This is a genomic window from Bacillus sp. FSL K6-1012, assembly GCF_037964915.1.
In the GTDB taxonomy this organism is placed as follows: Bacteria; Bacillota; Bacilli; order Bacillales; family Bacillaceae; genus Bacillus; species Bacillus halotolerans.
In genome coordinates this window covers 74,423-89,897 of sequence record NZ_CP150175.1, presented here as the reverse complement: position 1 = coordinate 89,897, position 15,475 = coordinate 74,423, and the positions used below count along the sequence as shown (strand labels likewise).

Here is a 15,475-nt window from a genome sequence, read left to right as displayed (position 1 = left end):
CTCGTTGACTTATTGAAGTCAATAACTTTTTTTGAAGTTGTTTTTTTGTCATCGCCTTGTTTAGCGGCAACGAATAATAATATACCACCTTGTAAATAATAGTGCAATAGTTTTTTGAAGAAAAAACTAAGGAATTATAAAAGAGCGTCATCCTTCTATTAGAAAGGTTGACGCTCTTTTAAATTAGCGCTGTCTCATTTGCGGGAATAACAGTACATCTCGGATCGAAGGAGCATTCGTAAGCAGCATGACCAGGCGATCGATCCCGATGCCTAAGCCTCCTGTTGGCGGCATGCCATACTCCAGGGCTTCAACGAAGTCTTCATCCATTAAATGAGCTTCATCATTACCCTCTTCTCGTTCTTTTAATTGGGCTTCAAAGCGTTCTCTTTGATCAATAGGATCATTTAGCTCTGTGAATGCATTTGCGTGCTCACGGCCTACGATAAACAGTTCAAAACGGTCTGTGAAGCGCGGATCCTCTGGATTTTTCTTAGCAAGAGGAGAAATTTCTACTGGATGTCCATAAATAAACGTTGGCTGGATAAGCGTTTCCTCGATTTTTTGTTCGAAGAATTCGTTTATAATATGGCCCACTGTCATAGAGTCTTTAATCTCTACACTATGCTCTTTTGCATATTCACGGGCTTGCTCAACAGTTACATCTTCCCAGAAGTCAACGCCTGTCGCTTCTTTGACTGCGTCAACCATATGGATTCTTTTCCACTCAGGTTTCAGTTCGATTTGCTCTTCCCCGTATTGGATTGTCGTCGTGCCAAGCACCTCTTGTGCGATATGAGCGACAAGGTTTTCAGTTAAACTCATGATATCTTTATAGTCAGCATACGCTTCATATAATTCAATCATTGTAAATTCAGGGTTATGGCGTGTAGAGACGCCTTCATTACGGAAAACACGGCCGATTTCATATACTTTTTCTAAACCGCCGACAATCAAGCGTTTCAGATGCAGTTCAATCGCAATACGCATGTAGAGCGGAATATCTAAAGCATTATGATGGGTAATGAACGGACGCGCGGAGGCTCCCCCTGGAATGCTGTGCATAGTTGGTGTTTCTACTTCTAAGTATCCATGATCATCAAGGTATCTTCTCATCGCTTGAATGATCTTGCTGCGTGTGATGAACGTATGTTTGCTTTCTGGATTTACGATAAGATCCAAGTAACGTTGACGGTAGCGCTGCTCAACGTCTTTTAAACCATGGTATTTATCCGGCAGCGGACGAAGCGCTTTTGTCAGCAAATCAAATGATGTTGCTTTTACAGACAGTTCGCCTACATTTGTTTTGAACACTTTTCCGGTTACGCCAATAAGGTCGCCAAGGTCGGAAGATTTGAAGATTTCATATTGGTTGTCACCGACACTGTCTTTTCTTACGTAGATTTGAATTTGACCTTCTAAATCCTGAAGGTGCGCGAAGCCGGCTTTTCCTTTGCCGCGTTTTGTCATCATACGGCCTGCGATTGTCACTTCAATCGCTTTTTCTTCTAACTCTTCTTTCGTTAGATTTTGATATGCCGCAATAATTTGCTCAGATTGATGAGTTCTTTCAAAACGTGCGCCGAATGGATCTATACCGTTTTCTCTCATCTGATTCATTTTGTCGCGTCTGACTTGCAGCTGGTCGTTCAATTCTTCATGATTATGCTCTTCTTGACTCATTGTTATCACTCCATTACAGATATTGTTTCATGAAAAAAGCAGAAAAACTGCCAGCGTAAAACTGGCAGTGAGCAGCAAATAGAGGTGAATGTTATCCTACTTTTGCGTCTTGAAGCTCTTTTGCCTCAACTTCAACAGTAAATGCATCTAAAAGCTGTACAAGCTCTTCTCTTGTCTCGCAATGATTGATTCCATTACGAACCTCCGCATTGCCTCTTATGCCTTTCAGATACCATGCAGCGTGTTTTCTCATTTCTCTTACCGCTACATTTTCACCTTTTAAGTTAATCAGGCGGTCAAGATGCAGTTTGCATACCGCCATTTTTTCGCGTACTTGCGGCTCTTCTTTTAATTCACCTGTTTCAAGGTATTGAACCGTACGGTAAATCATCCACGGATTGCCTAACGCGGCACGGCCGATCATGACCCCGTCTACTCCTGTTTCATCAAGCATACGCTTAGCATCCTGCGGCGTCTTGACATCGCCGTTCCCGATAACCGGAATCGATACAGATTGTTTTACTTCTTTGATAATATCCCAGTTTGCAGTTCCTTCGTACATCTGCACTCTTGTACGGCCGTGAAGCGCAACTGCTTTTCCGCCCGCACGCTCGACAGCCTGTGCGTTTTTCACCGCGAAAATATGGTCTTCATCCCAGCCCATTCTCATTTTCACTGTGACTGGTTTATCGACGGCATCCACTACTGCAGAAACCATTTCATAAATCTTATCGGGATCGAGAAGCCATTTTGCTCCCGCATCACATTTTGTAATCTTTGGTACTGGGCATCCCATGTTAATATCAATGATATCAGCAGTTGTGTTCTGGTCTACAAACTTCGCCGCTTCCACAAGGGTTTCCTTTTTTCCTCCGAAGATTTGAAGGCTGAGCGGTTTTTCACGTTCATCAATGTAAAGCATACCCATTGTTTTGGCATTGTTGTAAAGGATCGCTTTGTCACTGATCATTTCAGCGCAGACCAATCCGGCTCCGAATTCCTTTACAGTCAATCTGAATGCTGAGTTGCAGACACCAGCCATAGGGGCCAGCACAACCCGGTTTTTTAATTGAATATCACCGATTTTAAACATTTTTCCCCTCCTTTCATTTGTTATTATTTTCTGGCGGCGCTAATTCGTCCGCGCTTATATTTAAAACATCTGCTGCACTTTGAATGATGGCAGCTGACGGCAATCGGTTTCCGCGTTCAATTTCGCCGAGAATAGAAACTGATATACCTAACGCTTTCGCAAATCCTTCTTGAGTATAACCTTTCAGCTTTCTGAATGCACGAATTCGTCTACCCCAGATTTCTGCTTCCATACTCTTACACCTTCTTGGTCGGTTTCCGCGCTTTTTGCCTCTTTTTCAACCCGCGTGCATATTTCCGCAAGCGGCGCGAGGACAAATAAACGCTCATACATTCTCGGATGCGGAACAATTAGTTGCTCTGTTTCAATATTTTCACGATTAAACAGTAAAATGTCAAGGTCTGCCGTCCGCGGACCCCATCTGACTTCTCTCGTCCTGCCTAATTCATTTTCTATATGCTGCGTGAGCTCCAGGAGCTGAAACGGATTCAGCGACGTCTCGATTTCAACTGCCACATTTAAAAATTCATCTTGAGCTTCGTATCCGACTGGGTCTGTTTCGTAAATAGAAGACACTTTTGTGACTGTCACTGCCTCATGTTGATGCAGCATCGCCACCGCTCGCCGTAAATACGTTTCTCTATCTCCAATATTAGATCCAAGTGCTATATAAGCTGTATTGTTCATGATTTTTTTCTCGTGATTTCTATTGCTACTGATTTATAGTGGCCGGGAATTGGCGGATCTGGCTTAATCACTTTTACAGTACATTGCTGCACCTGATGAAATTTCTTCAGGACAGTGTCCGCAATACGTTCTGCCAGTGTTTCCACTAGTTTCACAGGCTCACCTTCGACGATATCTTTACATACGTGGTAAAGCTCGGCATAGTTAATGGTTTTCTCAAGGTCGTCTGTTTGTCCGGCTTTGCTTAAATCCAATTCTGCGGTTAAATCGACTTTAAAACGCTGTCCGAGCTTGTTCTCCTCTTTTAACACACCGTGATAGCCGTAAAACTCCATGCCTTCTACGTAGACTTTATCCATGATGCATCCCTCCCTTGTTCAGCATTGCATCCATCATTTTCGCCATTCTGGCTATTTGTTTTACATCATGGACTCTCACAATGTCACAGCCTTTTTGAATGCCTAGACACACGGTTGCGCCTGTGCCCTCAGCCCGCTCCTCAGGCGGAAGATCCAGGACACGGCCGATAAATCTTTTTCGGGAGGTTGCAAGAAGAACCGGATAGCCAAGTCCGCTGAAAACTTCGAGTTTGTTCATGACTGCCAGATTATCGTGATAGTCCTTCGCAAAACCAATACCGGGATCGAGGATAATGTTCTTTTCCTCTACACCTGCTTCAACAGCAATCTTTACACTTTCCATTAAGTCCGACAGCATATCCGGTATTAAGTCGTTGTAGTTTCTCTCTTTGCGGTTATGCATGAGAACGATCGGCACATTGTGTTCAGCTGCCACAGAAGCCATTTTCGGGTCATACTTTGCTCCCCAAATATCATTGATGATTGAAGCGCCGGCTTTAACAGCTTCATCTGCGACAGAAGCCTTGTACGTATCTACAGAGATCGGCACTGCGAGCTCTTTTGTAATCCGCTCAATCACAGGAATCACTCTGGACATTTCTTCGTCCTCGGACACATATTCGGCGCCGGGTCTTGTCGATTCGCCTCCGATATCAATGATATGCGCACCGTCATCAATCATCTCTTTCGCATGCAACAGGGCATTGTCCAGGCTGTCATATTTTCCGCCATCCGAGAAAGAGTCAGGCGTTACGTTTAAAATACCCATCACCAGCGTCTTTTCTCGATATGATAATGCGCTGGGTTTGGTATGGATTACTTGTGTTTGGTCTATCGTTTGCCGCGCCATTCTCTTCCTCCCTGTCATGAATTCATGTTCTTTATTTCTTGGTGGTATAGCGTTTGTAAAGCGGAAGTTATTTCTCCGTTTTGGCCCGGATAGTTCACTTCTTCTATTTTAGAAAACGGAATGATCTCAAGAACCGAGTTGGTCATCCATGCTTCATCTGCCGTCAAAAGGGCTTCAAGCTGGTAGCGGCCTGTTTTGACATCCATCCCTATTTTCTTTGCGTTCTCCATGACAAAACGTCTCGTGACGCCGTCAAGAATTCCGGTATCAAGTGATGGTGTATAGATAGAGCTGCCTTTTCTCCAGAAGACATTTGAAATGATGCCCTCTGCTACAGCGCAATCCTCCGTTAAAAAGATCCCTTCAAACCGCGGATCATTTCCGATCTCCCGTTTCGCATACATATTATTTAAATAGTGATGTGATTTTAACCGGAACGGCCCCTCCGGTGTGTTTCTCCGTATCGATAAAACCTTTCCTTCCTTTTGCAAAGGAAGACTTTCTGGTTTTAGCTGGTTAACAAAACATAAGACAGTCGGGTTATCGTAAGTTTGAGCAGCGAAACCTTTATCACTGATGCCGGCTGATATGTTCAGCCTGACGCGGGCATTGCCGTCTTTGATATCATTCAGCCCGAGCAGCTTGTCCAGCATTTCAATCATCTCTTGTTTTGTCACAGTGTATTCGATTTGCAGATCCTTAAGTGCGCGTTCAAGCCGTTCTATATGCCAATCAAGCAGGAACGGCCGGCCTTCATAAAGCCTGAAGGTCTCAAAAACACCGATCCCATATAAAAAACCATGGTCAAAAGGAGAAAGAACTGCATCTTTCTCCTCTATAAATCGGCCGTTTACATATATCATCACGCAATGACTTCCTTGCGGTACGTTTCAATAAAATTTCTGAGCATTTCTTTTCCAAAGGAAGTCATAATAGACTCTGGATGAAATTGAACGCCTTCTATCGGAAGATCATTGTGCCGAATAGCCATGATTTCTCCTTCTTTTGTTTGTGCGGTTACTGTGAAACAGCTTGGCAGCGTCTCAGGTTTTACGATCAGTGAGTGGTATCGTGTCGCCACAAGCGGGTTTTGCAAACCTTTAAAGATCGTCTTGCCGTCATGCTCGATTTCTGAGGTTTTTCCGTGCATCAGCCGCTCTGCTCTGACCACGTCTCCGCCAAACACCTGTGCGATAGACTGATGTCCGAGACACACGCCAAAAATGGGAATTTTGCCTGCGAAGTATTTAATTGCTTCAAGGCTGATTCCAGCTTCATCAGGACTGCACGGTCCGGGTGAAATCATTAAGAAATCCGGTGACAGTTCTTCAATTTGCTCTATTGTGATATCGTCATTGCGTTTTACAATCAGCTCTTCTCCAAGCTCGCCCAAATACTGTACTAAGTTGTACGTGAAAGAATCATAGTTATCAATCATTAAAATCATTTCTCCGCTCACCTCATCTAATTTTTGTCTCTGCTTCGCTCAGCTCTAACGCCTTTTGCATCGCAAAAGCTTTTTTGAATGATTCTCTGTATTCATGCTTAGGTACAGAATCAATCACAACCCCTGCTCCGGATTGCATAAACGCCTGCCCTCCGGCTGCATAAATGGTTCGGATCACGATATTAAACTGAAGATCCTGATTATACCCAAACCACCCTATAGATCCAGTATAAAGCCCACGGCGTGTCGGCTCAAGTTCTTCTATAATTTCCATTGTCCTTACTTTAGGAGCACCTGTAATCGTTCCTCCAGGAAATACAGCATGAATAATATCTACAGCGTCGTATCCATCCTGCAGTTCACCTTGGACATTAGACACAATGTGCATGACGTGGGAGTATTTTTCAATTGCCATGAATTCATTAACCCGCACTGATCCGTAACGGGAAACTCTGCCGAGATCATTTCGTTCTAGATCAACCAGCATGACATGCTCAGCGCGTTCTTTTTCATTATGGATTAATTCATTTGCGAGCGCTTCGTCTTCCTCATCCGTTTTCCCTCTGGAACGAGTGCCCGCGATCGGTCTTGTCTCTAACAGTTTGCCCTTTTTGCTGACAAGAAGTTCAGGAGATCCGCAAATAATTTGGAAATCTGGTGTTTCTAAATATGCCATATATGGAGAAGGATTCACTTCTCTCAGCTTTTTGTAGATCTCATACGGGTGAGCAGACAGCGGCTGCGACTGCCTGATCGATAGATTGACTTGAAAAACATCTCCGCTGGCAATGTATTGCTTGATTTTCTCTACAGCCTGAGAAAAGCCTTCTTCAGTAAAAGGCGCTGCAAAGGAACCGTCAGCTGTATATGTCATCTCTTGTAACGGCTCACCGGGAAGCTCAGTCAGCCACATATGTTCGAGCTGGGACAGCTTTTCGTCCGCTGATTCGTTCTCATCATTCACATGAGTGACCAGCCAAAGAGCCTGTTCTTCATGGTCATAGACGGCGATATCATCAAAGACAAGAAAATAGATATCAGGTGTCTCCAGGTCATCTAATGAGAGCATTTTAAAATTTTCAATGTAGCGTGCGTAATCATAGCTAAGAAAGCCGATTGCTCCCCCTTGAAAATCAGGCAATTCTTCATCCGTTTCTGTTTCCAGCGTTTTAAACCAACTGTGGAAGGCGCGTAATGGGTCACCCTCTTTAAACAGTGTCTCATCCCCATGCTTAATGGTTGTAATTCCGTCTTTTCCCTTGACAGCCGCAATTGGATCAAGACCGGCTATACTGTATCTGCCGCCTCTTGCACTTTCAAGAAGCACGTGCTGTTTTCTGGATTGTGAAAGTTTCTCATATTGTTGCAAGAATGAATCTTTTTGAAAAGGTACTTTTCTGCCTGCCGGTCTGCGTTGTGCCATTTATATCATTCCTCTGTTTTCTTTTTCTGCTTTTTTTATTGTAAAGCAATATCATGAGTGAAAAAAGTGAATTTCTCTTCCAAGGATAAGATTCGTCGCGGACACGGCATATTTGATGCACAAATAAAAAAACTCCCGTGCACCGGGAGTTTTTTCGAGCTTTTTAATCGAATTGATACAGCGGCGTACTCAAATAACGTTCGCCGTTACTCGGAATGATAGCTAATACTTTTTTGCCCTTTCCGAGTTTTTTCGCTACTTCAATAGCAGCATAAATGGCCGCACCTGATGAGATGCCTCCGAGAATTCCTTCTTCACGTGCAGCTCTGCGTGCATATTCAAATGCTTCTTCATTCTTCACAGGGAAAATTTCATCGTATACTTCAGTGTTTAAGATGTCGGGCACAAAGCCAGCTCCGATTCCCTGAATTTTATGAGGGCCTGGTTTTCCTCCTGAAAGCACTGGGGAATCTGACGGTTCAACAGCGTAGATTTTGACGGAAGGATATGCTTCCTTCAGGACTTCACCCGCTCCTGTAATCGTTCCGCCTGTTCCGATTCCGGCTACAAATGCATCAAGCTGGTCATCACCGAATTGCTCAACGATTTCTTTACCTGTTGTTTGGCGATGGATTTCAGGGTTCGATGGATTGTTAAACTGCTGCGGCACGAAGTATCCGTGTTTTTCAGCAAGCTCCTCCGCTTTCTTAATGGCGCCTTTCATGCCTTCCGCACCCGGAGTCAGCACAAGCTCAGCACCATATGCGCGAAGAAGGTTGCGGCGCTCCATGCTCATTGTGTCAGGCATAACCAAAATCGCTTTTAAACCTTTAGCAGCAGCAACCATTGCCAGCCCGATTCCTGTATTTCCGCTTGTCGGTTCAATGATTGTATCGCCAGCTTTTAATTTCCCTTCTTTTTCAGCCGCTTCAATCATCGCTAAACCGATACGGTCTTTTACACTGCTTCCAGGGTTCATGTATTCAAGCTTCAAATATACATCCGCACTGTTTTCATCAACAAGGCGATTTAATTTAACGATTGGCGTATTCCCAATTAATTCAGTAATGGAGTTTGCTACACGTACCATTCTCGACACCTCAATTTCCGACTATTTGTATTGGTATTATGTATATAATCTATCAATTTCAAAATTTTTTGTCAATCATTTAGTACTTTTTTCCCCATAGAACCAAGACACGTCAGCTTCTTTCCAAAGCGATTTTACAGTTGCTTTATCACCTAACTGGTCCATTGCGATCTGGCGTTTAATCTGATTCTTCACTTCATCATATGAGAACGTTCTCGCATTTAACTTTTCTTTCAGTTGTATAATTGCATAACCGTTGTTTACCTTTATCGGTTCGTTTGACCATTTATCTTGTTTTAGTGTCTTTGCTTCTTCAATGTATGATGACGGAATGTTGTCTGATGCCTCGGTGACAAACCCTAAATCTCCCCCGTACGGTGACGTATACCTGTCTGTGGACCGTTCCGCCGCAACAGCTTCAAAGCTCGAGCCGCCTTCAAGCTCTTTTAAAACTTGTTTGGCTTCCTCTTCATCCTTTACAACAATATGCCGAATACGATACGAATCATCAAACTGATACAGTTCTTTATTTTGATTATAAAATGATTTCATTTCTGTCTTTGAAATATCAATATCCTTTGTTAATAATTCCTCAAGAAGAATATTATAGCGAATTTGGTCTTTCCACTCTTTTTCAGTTGTATGCTCGTCTTCGTAAAATGAATTATTCACCGCCTTAATCAGCAGAAATTCCCGATCAATTTCACTTTTAGATACTTTGAGATTGTTCTTTTTGGCAAGCTGCTCTACCACTCGGACATTGATCATATCTTCAAGTGTTGATTTTCCGTATTCATCTTCCATTTCCTTCAGCCATTCTTCTCTTGTGACGCTTTTGCCTCCAATAGTAGCAATGGACTCGTCGGACGGGGAAGCACTGGCTTGAGATTTCGTCAGTGTATATGCCACTGCGATACAGCATACCAGCAGCGCGCCCCAAATGATTGTCCAGATTGTTCTTGATTTCAAATTTACTGTCAGCCCCTTTTCTTAAATTCAAAAAACCCGCTAAAGAGCTTAGCGGGTCGTTTGATCTCGAAGCTCTTCCAGCTCTTCTTTTGTAAATAAGTACTTTTCATTACAAAAATGGCATACTGCTTCGGCTTGTCCATCTTCTTCTATCATATCTTGAATTTCTTTTTTGCCTAGTCCTAAAACGGCTGTTTCAAAACGCTCTTTTGAACAAGGGCAATGGAATTTAACAGGCATGGTTTCCAAAATCTCAGGCTTTTCTCCTAAGACTTCTTCCAAAATTTCTTCCGGTGCAAGCCCTTTTTGAATCAGTTTAGAAATAGGTTCTACTACAGATAAACGCTGTTCAATTTTTGTAATGGTTTCATCATCTGTTCCCGGAAGGAGCTGAAGAATGAAACCTCCTGCCGCCAAAATGGTGTTGTCTGGGTTAACAAGCACGCCGACACCTACAGAAGAAGGAACCTGCTCCGATGATACAAGATAGTACGTAAAATCTTCCCCCAGTTCTCCGGAAACGATTTCTACTTGCCCTGTGAAGAACTCGCGCAGGCCTAAATCTTTTACAACACTTAATGTTCCATCTGTTCCAACAGCTCGTCTGACATCCAGCTTGCCGTGTTCATTCAAGTCAAAATGAACATGCGGGTTTGAGACATATGCCCTGACTTCCCCTTTAGCATTCGCATCAGCAACAATCGCGCCGATTGGCCCGCCGCCTTCCACTTTCACTGTCAGCTTATCATCACCTTTCAGCATAGAACCAAGCATTAGTGAAGCTGTCATTGTACGGCCCAGTGCAGCGGATGCTGTCGGCCATGTATCATGCCGTCTCTGTCCTTCATTCACCATATCTGTCGTTTTTGCAGCATATGCGCGAACTTTTCCGTCATACGCCAGCGCTTTTACTAAATAATCCATTGCAAAACCTCCTATACACTTCCCACGCGGTTTCGTTCATAAATCAATTCCAGCCCTTTTAGGGTTAAGAATGGATCAACGATGTCTATACAATCTGATTCGTTTGCGATTAATGGCGCAAGACCGCCTGTCGCAATGACTTTCGGTTCTTGTTTTGCCTGCCATTTCATTCGTTTTACGATTCCTTCCACTTGGCCAACATAGCCAAATAAAATCCCTGATTGCATCGCGCTTACAGTGCTTTTTCCGATAATATTGTCAGGCCGGGCGATTTCAATACGCGGAAGCTTCGCCGCACGCGAGTACAGCGCCTCAGTCGAAATTGTAATTCCAGGCGCAATCGCTCCGCCCATATATTGTTTGTTTTCATCGATATAACAGTACGTTGTGGCTGTACCGAAATCAACAACAATCAAAGGATTGCCGTACAAGTGAATGGCCGCAACAGCATTTACGATTCTGTCAGCGCCTACTTCTTTCGGATTGTCGTACTTTATATTTAAACCGGTTTTCATACCAGGACCGACAATTTGCGGTTCGATATGAAAGTATTTTGTGCACATTCTCTCTAACGCAAACATGATTGGCGGCACAACTGAAGAAATAATAATGCCTTCTATTTGTTCAAACATGAGACCTGAATGATCAAATAAAGAGCGCAGAATCATCCCAAACTCATCTTCTGTTTTATGCCTGCTTGTTTCTATACGCCAGTGATATTCTAATTCACCCTCATGATATACACCAAGTACAGTATTGGTGTTCCCCACATCAATAACAAGTAACAACCTCTATCACCACTTTTGAATAGTTTCTCTATCATTACTTTTACAAACATTCTACAATACCATACACGATCGGCGGCTCATTTGTAAACAAATCGATACCATAATTGGATGATTGAAAAGAGGAGCAGCAGAGGCGGGATTCACATAAAAAAACTGCCAGCGTCAGCCGGCAGTTTTTATCAGAAAGCGTTACTCTTTCGTATCGTCTTTCTTTTCTTCTTCTGTTTTTGACAGAATGTTTACTTTGACATCATCGTTCTTCTCATCATCAGAGAACTTACGCTCAGGCAATGTTCCGTGATCGACAAGATGTTTGATTTGTTCAGCATCCAGTGTTTCAACTTCCAGAAGCGTCTGAGCAATCAATTCAAGCTTGTCACGATTTTCTGTCAGGATTGTTTTCGCACGCTCGTAACACTCTTTGATAATGCGCTGAATTTCCTGATCAATTTCGTAGGCAATTTGATCACTGTAGTTTTGTTCGTTGTTGAAATCACGGCCTAAGAATACCTGGCCACCCTGAGACTGTCCAAATTGCAGCGGTCCCAGTTTTTCTGACATACCGAATTCTGTAACCATTCGTCTTGCAATATTTGTCGCACGCTGGAAGTCATTGTGCGCTCCTGTGCTGACTTCGCCAAAGATAATTTCTTCAGCAACACGCCCGCCCAAGAGACCAACAATTTTATCAAGCAGCTCCGGCTTTGTCTGGAAGTAACGGTCTTCTCTTGGAAGCATAACTGCATAACCGCCAGCCTGGCCCCGAGGAACAATCGTTACTTTATGAACCATATCAGCCTCATCTAAAACGAGTCCGATAACGGTGTGTCCGCCTTCGTGATATGCCACGATATTACGTTCTTTCTTGGAGATGACGCGGCTTTTCTTAGCTGGTCCGGCAATAACACGGTCCGTAGCTTCATCAATGTCGCGAGCATCGATTTTTTTCTTGTTTTGACGAGCCGCCACAAGAGCAGCTTCATTCAATAGGTTTTCTAAGTCAGCGCCTGAGAAACCAGGTGTTCTCATGGCAATCGATTTCAGATTTACCGTTTCATCCAGCGGTTTATTTCTCGCATGGACTTTCAATACAGCTTCACGTCCAATTACATCTGGGCGGTCCACTGTGATTTGACGGTCAAAACGTCCCGGACGAAGTAAGGCTGGGTCCAAGATGTCCGCACGGTTCGTTGCGGCAATGATGATAATTCCTTCATTGGCACTGAATCCGTCCATTTCAACAAGCAATTGGTTGAGCGTCTGTTCACGTTCATCGTGTCCGCCGCCGAGACCCGCTCCACGCTGGCGTCCGACTGCGTCAATTTCATCAATGAAGATCAAACAAGGCGCATTCTTTTTCGCGTTTTCGAACAAGTCACGCACACGGGAAGCACCGACACCTACAAACATTTCAACGAAATCAGATCCGCTGATGCTGAAGAATGGTACACCTGCTTCACCGGCTGATGCTCTTGCAAGAAGTGTTTTACCGGTACCCGGAGGTCCGACTAAAAGCACACCTTTAGGGATTCTTGCGCCAAGCTCGGCAAACTTGCGGGGATCTTTCAGAAATTCAACAACTTCCACAAGTTCTTGTTTCTCCTCGTCTGCCCCTGCAACGTCTTTAAATTTGACGCGTTTCTTTTCCTCTGTATATAGCTTCGCCTTACTCTTACCAAAGTTCATGACACGGCTGCCGCCGCCTTGAGCTTGATTGAGCAGGAAGAAGAACAGAATAAAGATAATGACAAATGGGATGATGGTCGTCAGGAACGTCACCCATCCGCTTGTTTCTTGAGCGGGATCAACCTTTACATCTGTCTTTTTTATAGCATTAAAGATCTGGTCTGCTCCCTTTCCTTCAGGAACATGAGTCAAAAAGTATTGATCCTTGTCGTAATTTTTCAGCTGTCCTTTTACCTCATAAACACCTCTGACAGGCTGAACCGACACGCTATCAACTTTCCCGTCATCCAGGTTTTTGATGAACGTGCTGTACGACATATTTTCTGTTTTCGGATTTGAGGTCTGGAAGTAGCTCACAACCCCGATTACTACTAATAAAATAAGTAAATAAAAAATGGTATTACGGAAGACCCGATTCATTCCTTACCTCCTCCCACAGTAAGCACAACTATGTTCAATAGTACCATAGAAAATCATTCCAATACAACCAATAACCATCTCGGAAGCAGGCTGCCGATCAGCTTTCATAAACTGCCGGTTTTAACACTCCGATATAAGGCAGATTGCGATAGCGCTCAGCATAATCAAGTCCGTAACCCACTACAAACGCGTCAGGAACTTTAAAGCCGACGAAGTCTGCTTTAATGTCCGCTTTTCTTCCGCTTGGTTTATCCAAAAGGGTAACAATCTTAATTGATTTTGCTTTACGGTATCGGAAGAGCTCTACTAGATAACTTAAGGTTAACCCACTGTCGATGATATCTTCAATAATTAAGATGTCCCGGCCCTCTACAGATGTATCCAAATCTTTAATGATTTTTACTTCTCCAGATGAAACCGTAGATTTTCCGTAGCTTGATACATCCATGAAATCCATTTCCAAATATGTATCAATATACTTGATAAGATCCGCCATAAAAGGAAGAGCTCCTTTTAACACACCGATTGCCAACGGAAATTTATCTTGATACTCGCTTGTTAAGTCTGCACCTAACTCTTTTACTTTCTCTTGTATCTCTTCCTCTGAGATCAGAACTGTTTCAATATCATGTTTCATCATGATTATGCTTGCCCCCTACACTTTTCATGCTGTCTATATTGTAATACAATGCGGTCACTGTTTGGAATCACAAGATCTTCAAAAATGGATTTTTTCAAGCCCGGTATCCAGATAATTTCACCGCTTGCATCCGTCACAACCGGCCAGTTGTCTCTTTCTTGCAGAGGCAATTTCTTATCAATAAATATATCCTTTACCTTTTTCGAGCCGTTCATCCCTTTTAGTTTTATCCGATCGCCGGCTTTTCTTGTCCGGATCGTCAAGGGAAATCTCACCTTATCTTGACTTGTAATAAAAACAGAATTCCCATGACCTTCAAGAGATTCCGCGTTACGCTTTGCCTCTATCAGAAATCCGTTTGGGAGCACTGCCGTCTCATCGGCAGCTCCGCTTATTTGATATTCAAAGGGAACATTTTTGCACTGCCATTGTTCAAATGTAAACAAACATGTCTGATATGATTTGACCACCTTCAGTCCTTTCGGAAAGTCCAGTACTCCTGAAGGACCGCCCTTATCCGCCCAATCTAAAAACTGCTGAATATGATGAGCTGAAAAGGATGATGGAACGTTTTCATAAAGATAGTTTAATATTAGTTGAACTCCTCTTCTTTGTAAAGGCATCGGGAGGGCAAGCAATTGAGAGGAATTGATTTCAACTGATATTTTAGACTGGCTTGTGATTACTTTATTCATTTCTTCTTTCGTTAATGACTGTAAGAATTGCTCATCTTCAGTCAGTGCTTCGCTTACTTTCTGAAACCTTTTATGCACATCCGGTGATTCCTGTTTCAAAAAAGGGAGCACTGCTTTTCTGAATCTGTTTCTAGTGTAATCATCTTTGGCGTTGCTTTCGTCCGTCCGGTAGCTCAAAGCGTTTTCATGGCAATAATGAAGAATCTCTTCTTTTGTAATGGCTAGAAATGGTCTGATCATCTGTCCCGTTTCAAACCGTCTTACCGGCTGCATGCCGGCAAGTCCAGCTCCGAGTATGCCTTTGGCCAGTCTCATAAGCATTGTTTCAACCTGATCATCTCCATGATGAGCAAGTGCAAGATAATCCGCTTGATGCTTGGACATCACTTCCTTAAAAAACTGATATCGGCAATCACGGGCAGCTGCCTGCTTGTTGAGACCGTTTTTCTCAGCATACGCAGTTACATTGATTTGAGCCGTTTCACATTTGATCTGTTCAGCCTCACAATATGCTTGGACAAAACGCATGTCTTCCTCAGATTGTGCCCCTCTGAACCGGTGGTCTACGTGAGCCGCAATCACATTGGCTGAACGGCCGTATAACGCATGAAGCGCGTGAAGGAGAGCCATCGAATCCGGACCGCCGGAAACGCCTACAATAATTGTCGCCCCTTTTAACGTAAGATTGTGTTTGATAAAAAAATCTTTGACACTGTTCACA

Annotated in this window: 16 protein-coding genes; all 16 read right to left on the bottom strand. The window is 43.4% G+C overall.

Annotation, left to right across the window (positions count from 1 at the left end; all coding sequences use genetic code 11):
• Positions 1–183: 183 nt before the first annotated feature.
• Positions 184–1,683, bottom strand: a complete 1,500-nt coding sequence (gene lysS, locus NSS75_RS00480; protein WP_339235306.1) for a lysine--tRNA ligase — start codon at positions 1,681–1,683, stop codon at positions 184–186.
• A gap of 91 nt (positions 1,684–1,774) precedes the next feature.
• Entirely contained in the window at positions 1,775–2,776 is a 1,002-nt protein-coding gene (gene dusB, locus NSS75_RS00475) for a tRNA dihydrouridine synthase DusB (RefSeq protein WP_024123646.1), read from the bottom strand.
• Positions 2,777–2,789: 13 nt separating this feature from the next.
• On the bottom strand, positions 2,790–3,008 hold the full coding sequence (locus NSS75_RS00470) for a helix-turn-helix transcriptional regulator (protein WP_024123645.1): 219 nt from the start codon (positions 3,006–3,008) through the stop codon (positions 2,790–2,792).
• Positions 2,960–3,463, bottom strand: a complete 504-nt coding sequence (gene folK, locus NSS75_RS00465; protein ID WP_339235302.1) for a 2-amino-4-hydroxy-6-hydroxymethyldihydropteridine diphosphokinase — start codon at positions 3,461–3,463, stop codon at positions 2,960–2,962. The genes NSS75_RS00470 and folK overlap by 49 nt, the downstream gene beginning before the upstream one ends.
• Complete coding sequence (gene folB, locus NSS75_RS00460) at positions 3,460–3,822, bottom strand: dihydroneopterin aldolase (RefSeq protein WP_024123643.1); 363 nt, start codon at positions 3,820–3,822, stop codon at positions 3,460–3,462. The genes folK and folB overlap by 4 nt, the downstream gene beginning before the upstream one ends.
• Positions 3,815–4,672: a dihydropteroate synthase gene (folP, locus tag NSS75_RS00455; protein ID WP_101860936.1), complete on the bottom strand. Its 858-nt coding sequence runs from the start codon at positions 4,670–4,672 to the stop codon at positions 3,815–3,817. The genes folB and folP overlap by 8 nt, the downstream gene beginning before the upstream one ends.
• Positions 4,673–4,686: 14 nt before the next feature.
• Positions 4,687–5,535 (bottom strand): aminodeoxychorismate lyase, encoded by an 849-nt coding sequence (gene pabC / locus NSS75_RS00450; RefSeq protein ID WP_106021683.1) that lies wholly within the window; start codon positions 5,533–5,535, stop codon positions 4,687–4,689.
• On the bottom strand, positions 5,535–6,119 hold the full coding sequence (gene pabA, locus NSS75_RS00445; RefSeq protein WP_185848356.1) for an aminodeoxychorismate/anthranilate synthase component II: 585 nt from the start codon (positions 6,117–6,119) through the stop codon (positions 5,535–5,537). Before pabA ends, pabC begins: the two co-directional genes overlap by 1 nt.
• A gap of 13 nt (positions 6,120–6,132) precedes the next feature.
• Positions 6,133–7,542, bottom strand: a complete 1,410-nt coding sequence (locus NSS75_RS00440; RefSeq protein ID WP_095714740.1) for an anthranilate synthase component I family protein — start codon at positions 7,540–7,542, stop codon at positions 6,133–6,135.
• Between the two features lie 163 nt (positions 7,543–7,705).
• Positions 7,706–8,632 carry a cysteine synthase A gene (gene cysK / locus NSS75_RS00435; RefSeq protein ID WP_024123638.1) on the bottom strand — a complete coding sequence of 309 codons (927 nt, stop codon included), beginning with the start codon at positions 8,630–8,632 and terminating at the stop codon, positions 7,706–7,708.
• A 75-nt stretch (positions 8,633–8,707) separates the two neighbouring features.
• The gene (locus tag NSS75_RS00430) at positions 8,708–9,601 is read right to left on the bottom strand and encodes a peptidyl-prolyl cis-trans isomerase (RefSeq protein WP_339235291.1); all 894 of its coding nucleotides are present in this window, start codon (positions 9,599–9,601) and stop codon (positions 8,708–8,710) included.
• 48 nt (positions 9,602–9,649) lie between these two features.
• Positions 9,650–10,525 (bottom strand): redox-regulated molecular chaperone HslO, encoded by an 876-nt coding sequence (gene hslO, locus NSS75_RS00425; RefSeq protein WP_024123636.1) that lies wholly within the window; start codon positions 10,523–10,525, stop codon positions 9,650–9,652.
• A gap of 11 nt (positions 10,526–10,536) precedes the next feature.
• Complete coding sequence (locus tag NSS75_RS00420) at positions 10,537–11,313, bottom strand: type III pantothenate kinase (RefSeq protein ID WP_024123635.1); 777 nt, start codon at positions 11,311–11,313, stop codon at positions 10,537–10,539.
• Positions 11,314–11,502: 189 nt separating this feature from the next.
• Positions 11,503–13,419, bottom strand: coding sequence for an ATP-dependent zinc metalloprotease FtsH (gene ftsH, locus NSS75_RS00415; RefSeq protein ID WP_024123634.1), 1,917 nt, complete (start codon positions 13,417–13,419; stop codon positions 11,503–11,505).
• 97 nt (positions 13,420–13,516) lie between these two features.
• Positions 13,517–14,059, bottom strand: coding sequence for a hypoxanthine phosphoribosyltransferase (hpt, locus tag NSS75_RS00410; protein WP_339235286.1), 543 nt, complete (start codon positions 14,057–14,059; stop codon positions 13,517–13,519).
• A 2-nt stretch (positions 14,060–14,061) separates the two neighbouring features.
• A complete protein-coding gene (gene tilS / locus NSS75_RS00405) occupies positions 14,062–15,474 on the bottom strand; it encodes a tRNA lysidine(34) synthetase TilS (protein ID WP_095714738.1) in 1,413 nt (470 codons plus the stop codon).
• Between the last annotated feature and the right edge of the window lies 1 nt (position 15,475).

What these genes read in the sequence shown, in the direction of transcription:
- folP (WP_101860936.1), bottom strand. Translation starts at nt 4,672, where the DNA reads ATGGCGCGGCAAACGATAGACCAAACACAAGTAATCCATACCAAACCC.
- hpt (WP_339235286.1), bottom strand. Translation starts at nt 14,059, where the DNA reads ATGATGAAACATGATATTGAAACAGTTCTGATCTCAGAGGAAGAGATA.
- folB (WP_024123643.1), bottom strand. Translation starts at nt 3,822, where the DNA reads ATGGATAAAGTCTACGTAGAAGGCATGGAGTTTTACGGCTATCACGGT.
- pabA (WP_185848356.1), bottom strand. Translation starts at nt 6,119, where the DNA reads ATGATTTTAATGATTGATAACTATGATTCTTTCACGTACAACTTAGTA.
- lysS (WP_339235306.1), bottom strand. Translation starts at nt 1,683, where the DNA reads ATGAGTCAAGAAGAGCATAATCATGAAGAATTGAACGACCAGCTGCAA.
- folK (WP_339235302.1), bottom strand. Translation starts at nt 3,463, where the DNA reads ATGAACAATACAGCTTATATAGCACTTGGATCTAATATTGGAGATAGA.
- ftsH (WP_024123634.1), bottom strand. Translation starts at nt 13,419, where the DNA reads ATGAATCGGGTCTTCCGTAATACCATTTTTTATTTACTTATTTTATTA.
- hslO (WP_024123636.1), bottom strand. Translation starts at nt 10,525, where the DNA reads ATGGATTATTTAGTAAAAGCGCTGGCGTATGACGGAAAAGTTCGCGCA.
- NSS75_RS00440 (WP_095714740.1), bottom strand. Translation starts at nt 7,542, where the DNA reads ATGGCACAACGCAGACCGGCAGGCAGAAAAGTACCTTTTCAAAAAGAT.
- pabC (WP_106021683.1), bottom strand. Translation starts at nt 5,535, where the DNA reads ATGATATATGTAAACGGCCGATTTATAGAGGAGAAAGATGCAGTTCTT.
- cysK (WP_024123638.1), bottom strand. Translation starts at nt 8,632, where the DNA reads ATGGTACGTGTAGCAAACTCCATTACTGAATTAATTGGGAATACGCCA.
- NSS75_RS00470 (WP_024123645.1), bottom strand. Translation starts at nt 3,008, where the DNA reads ATGGAAGCAGAAATCTGGGGTAGACGAATTCGTGCATTCAGAAAGCTG.
- dusB (WP_024123646.1), bottom strand. Translation starts at nt 2,776, where the DNA reads ATGTTTAAAATCGGTGATATTCAATTAAAAAACCGGGTTGTGCTGGCC.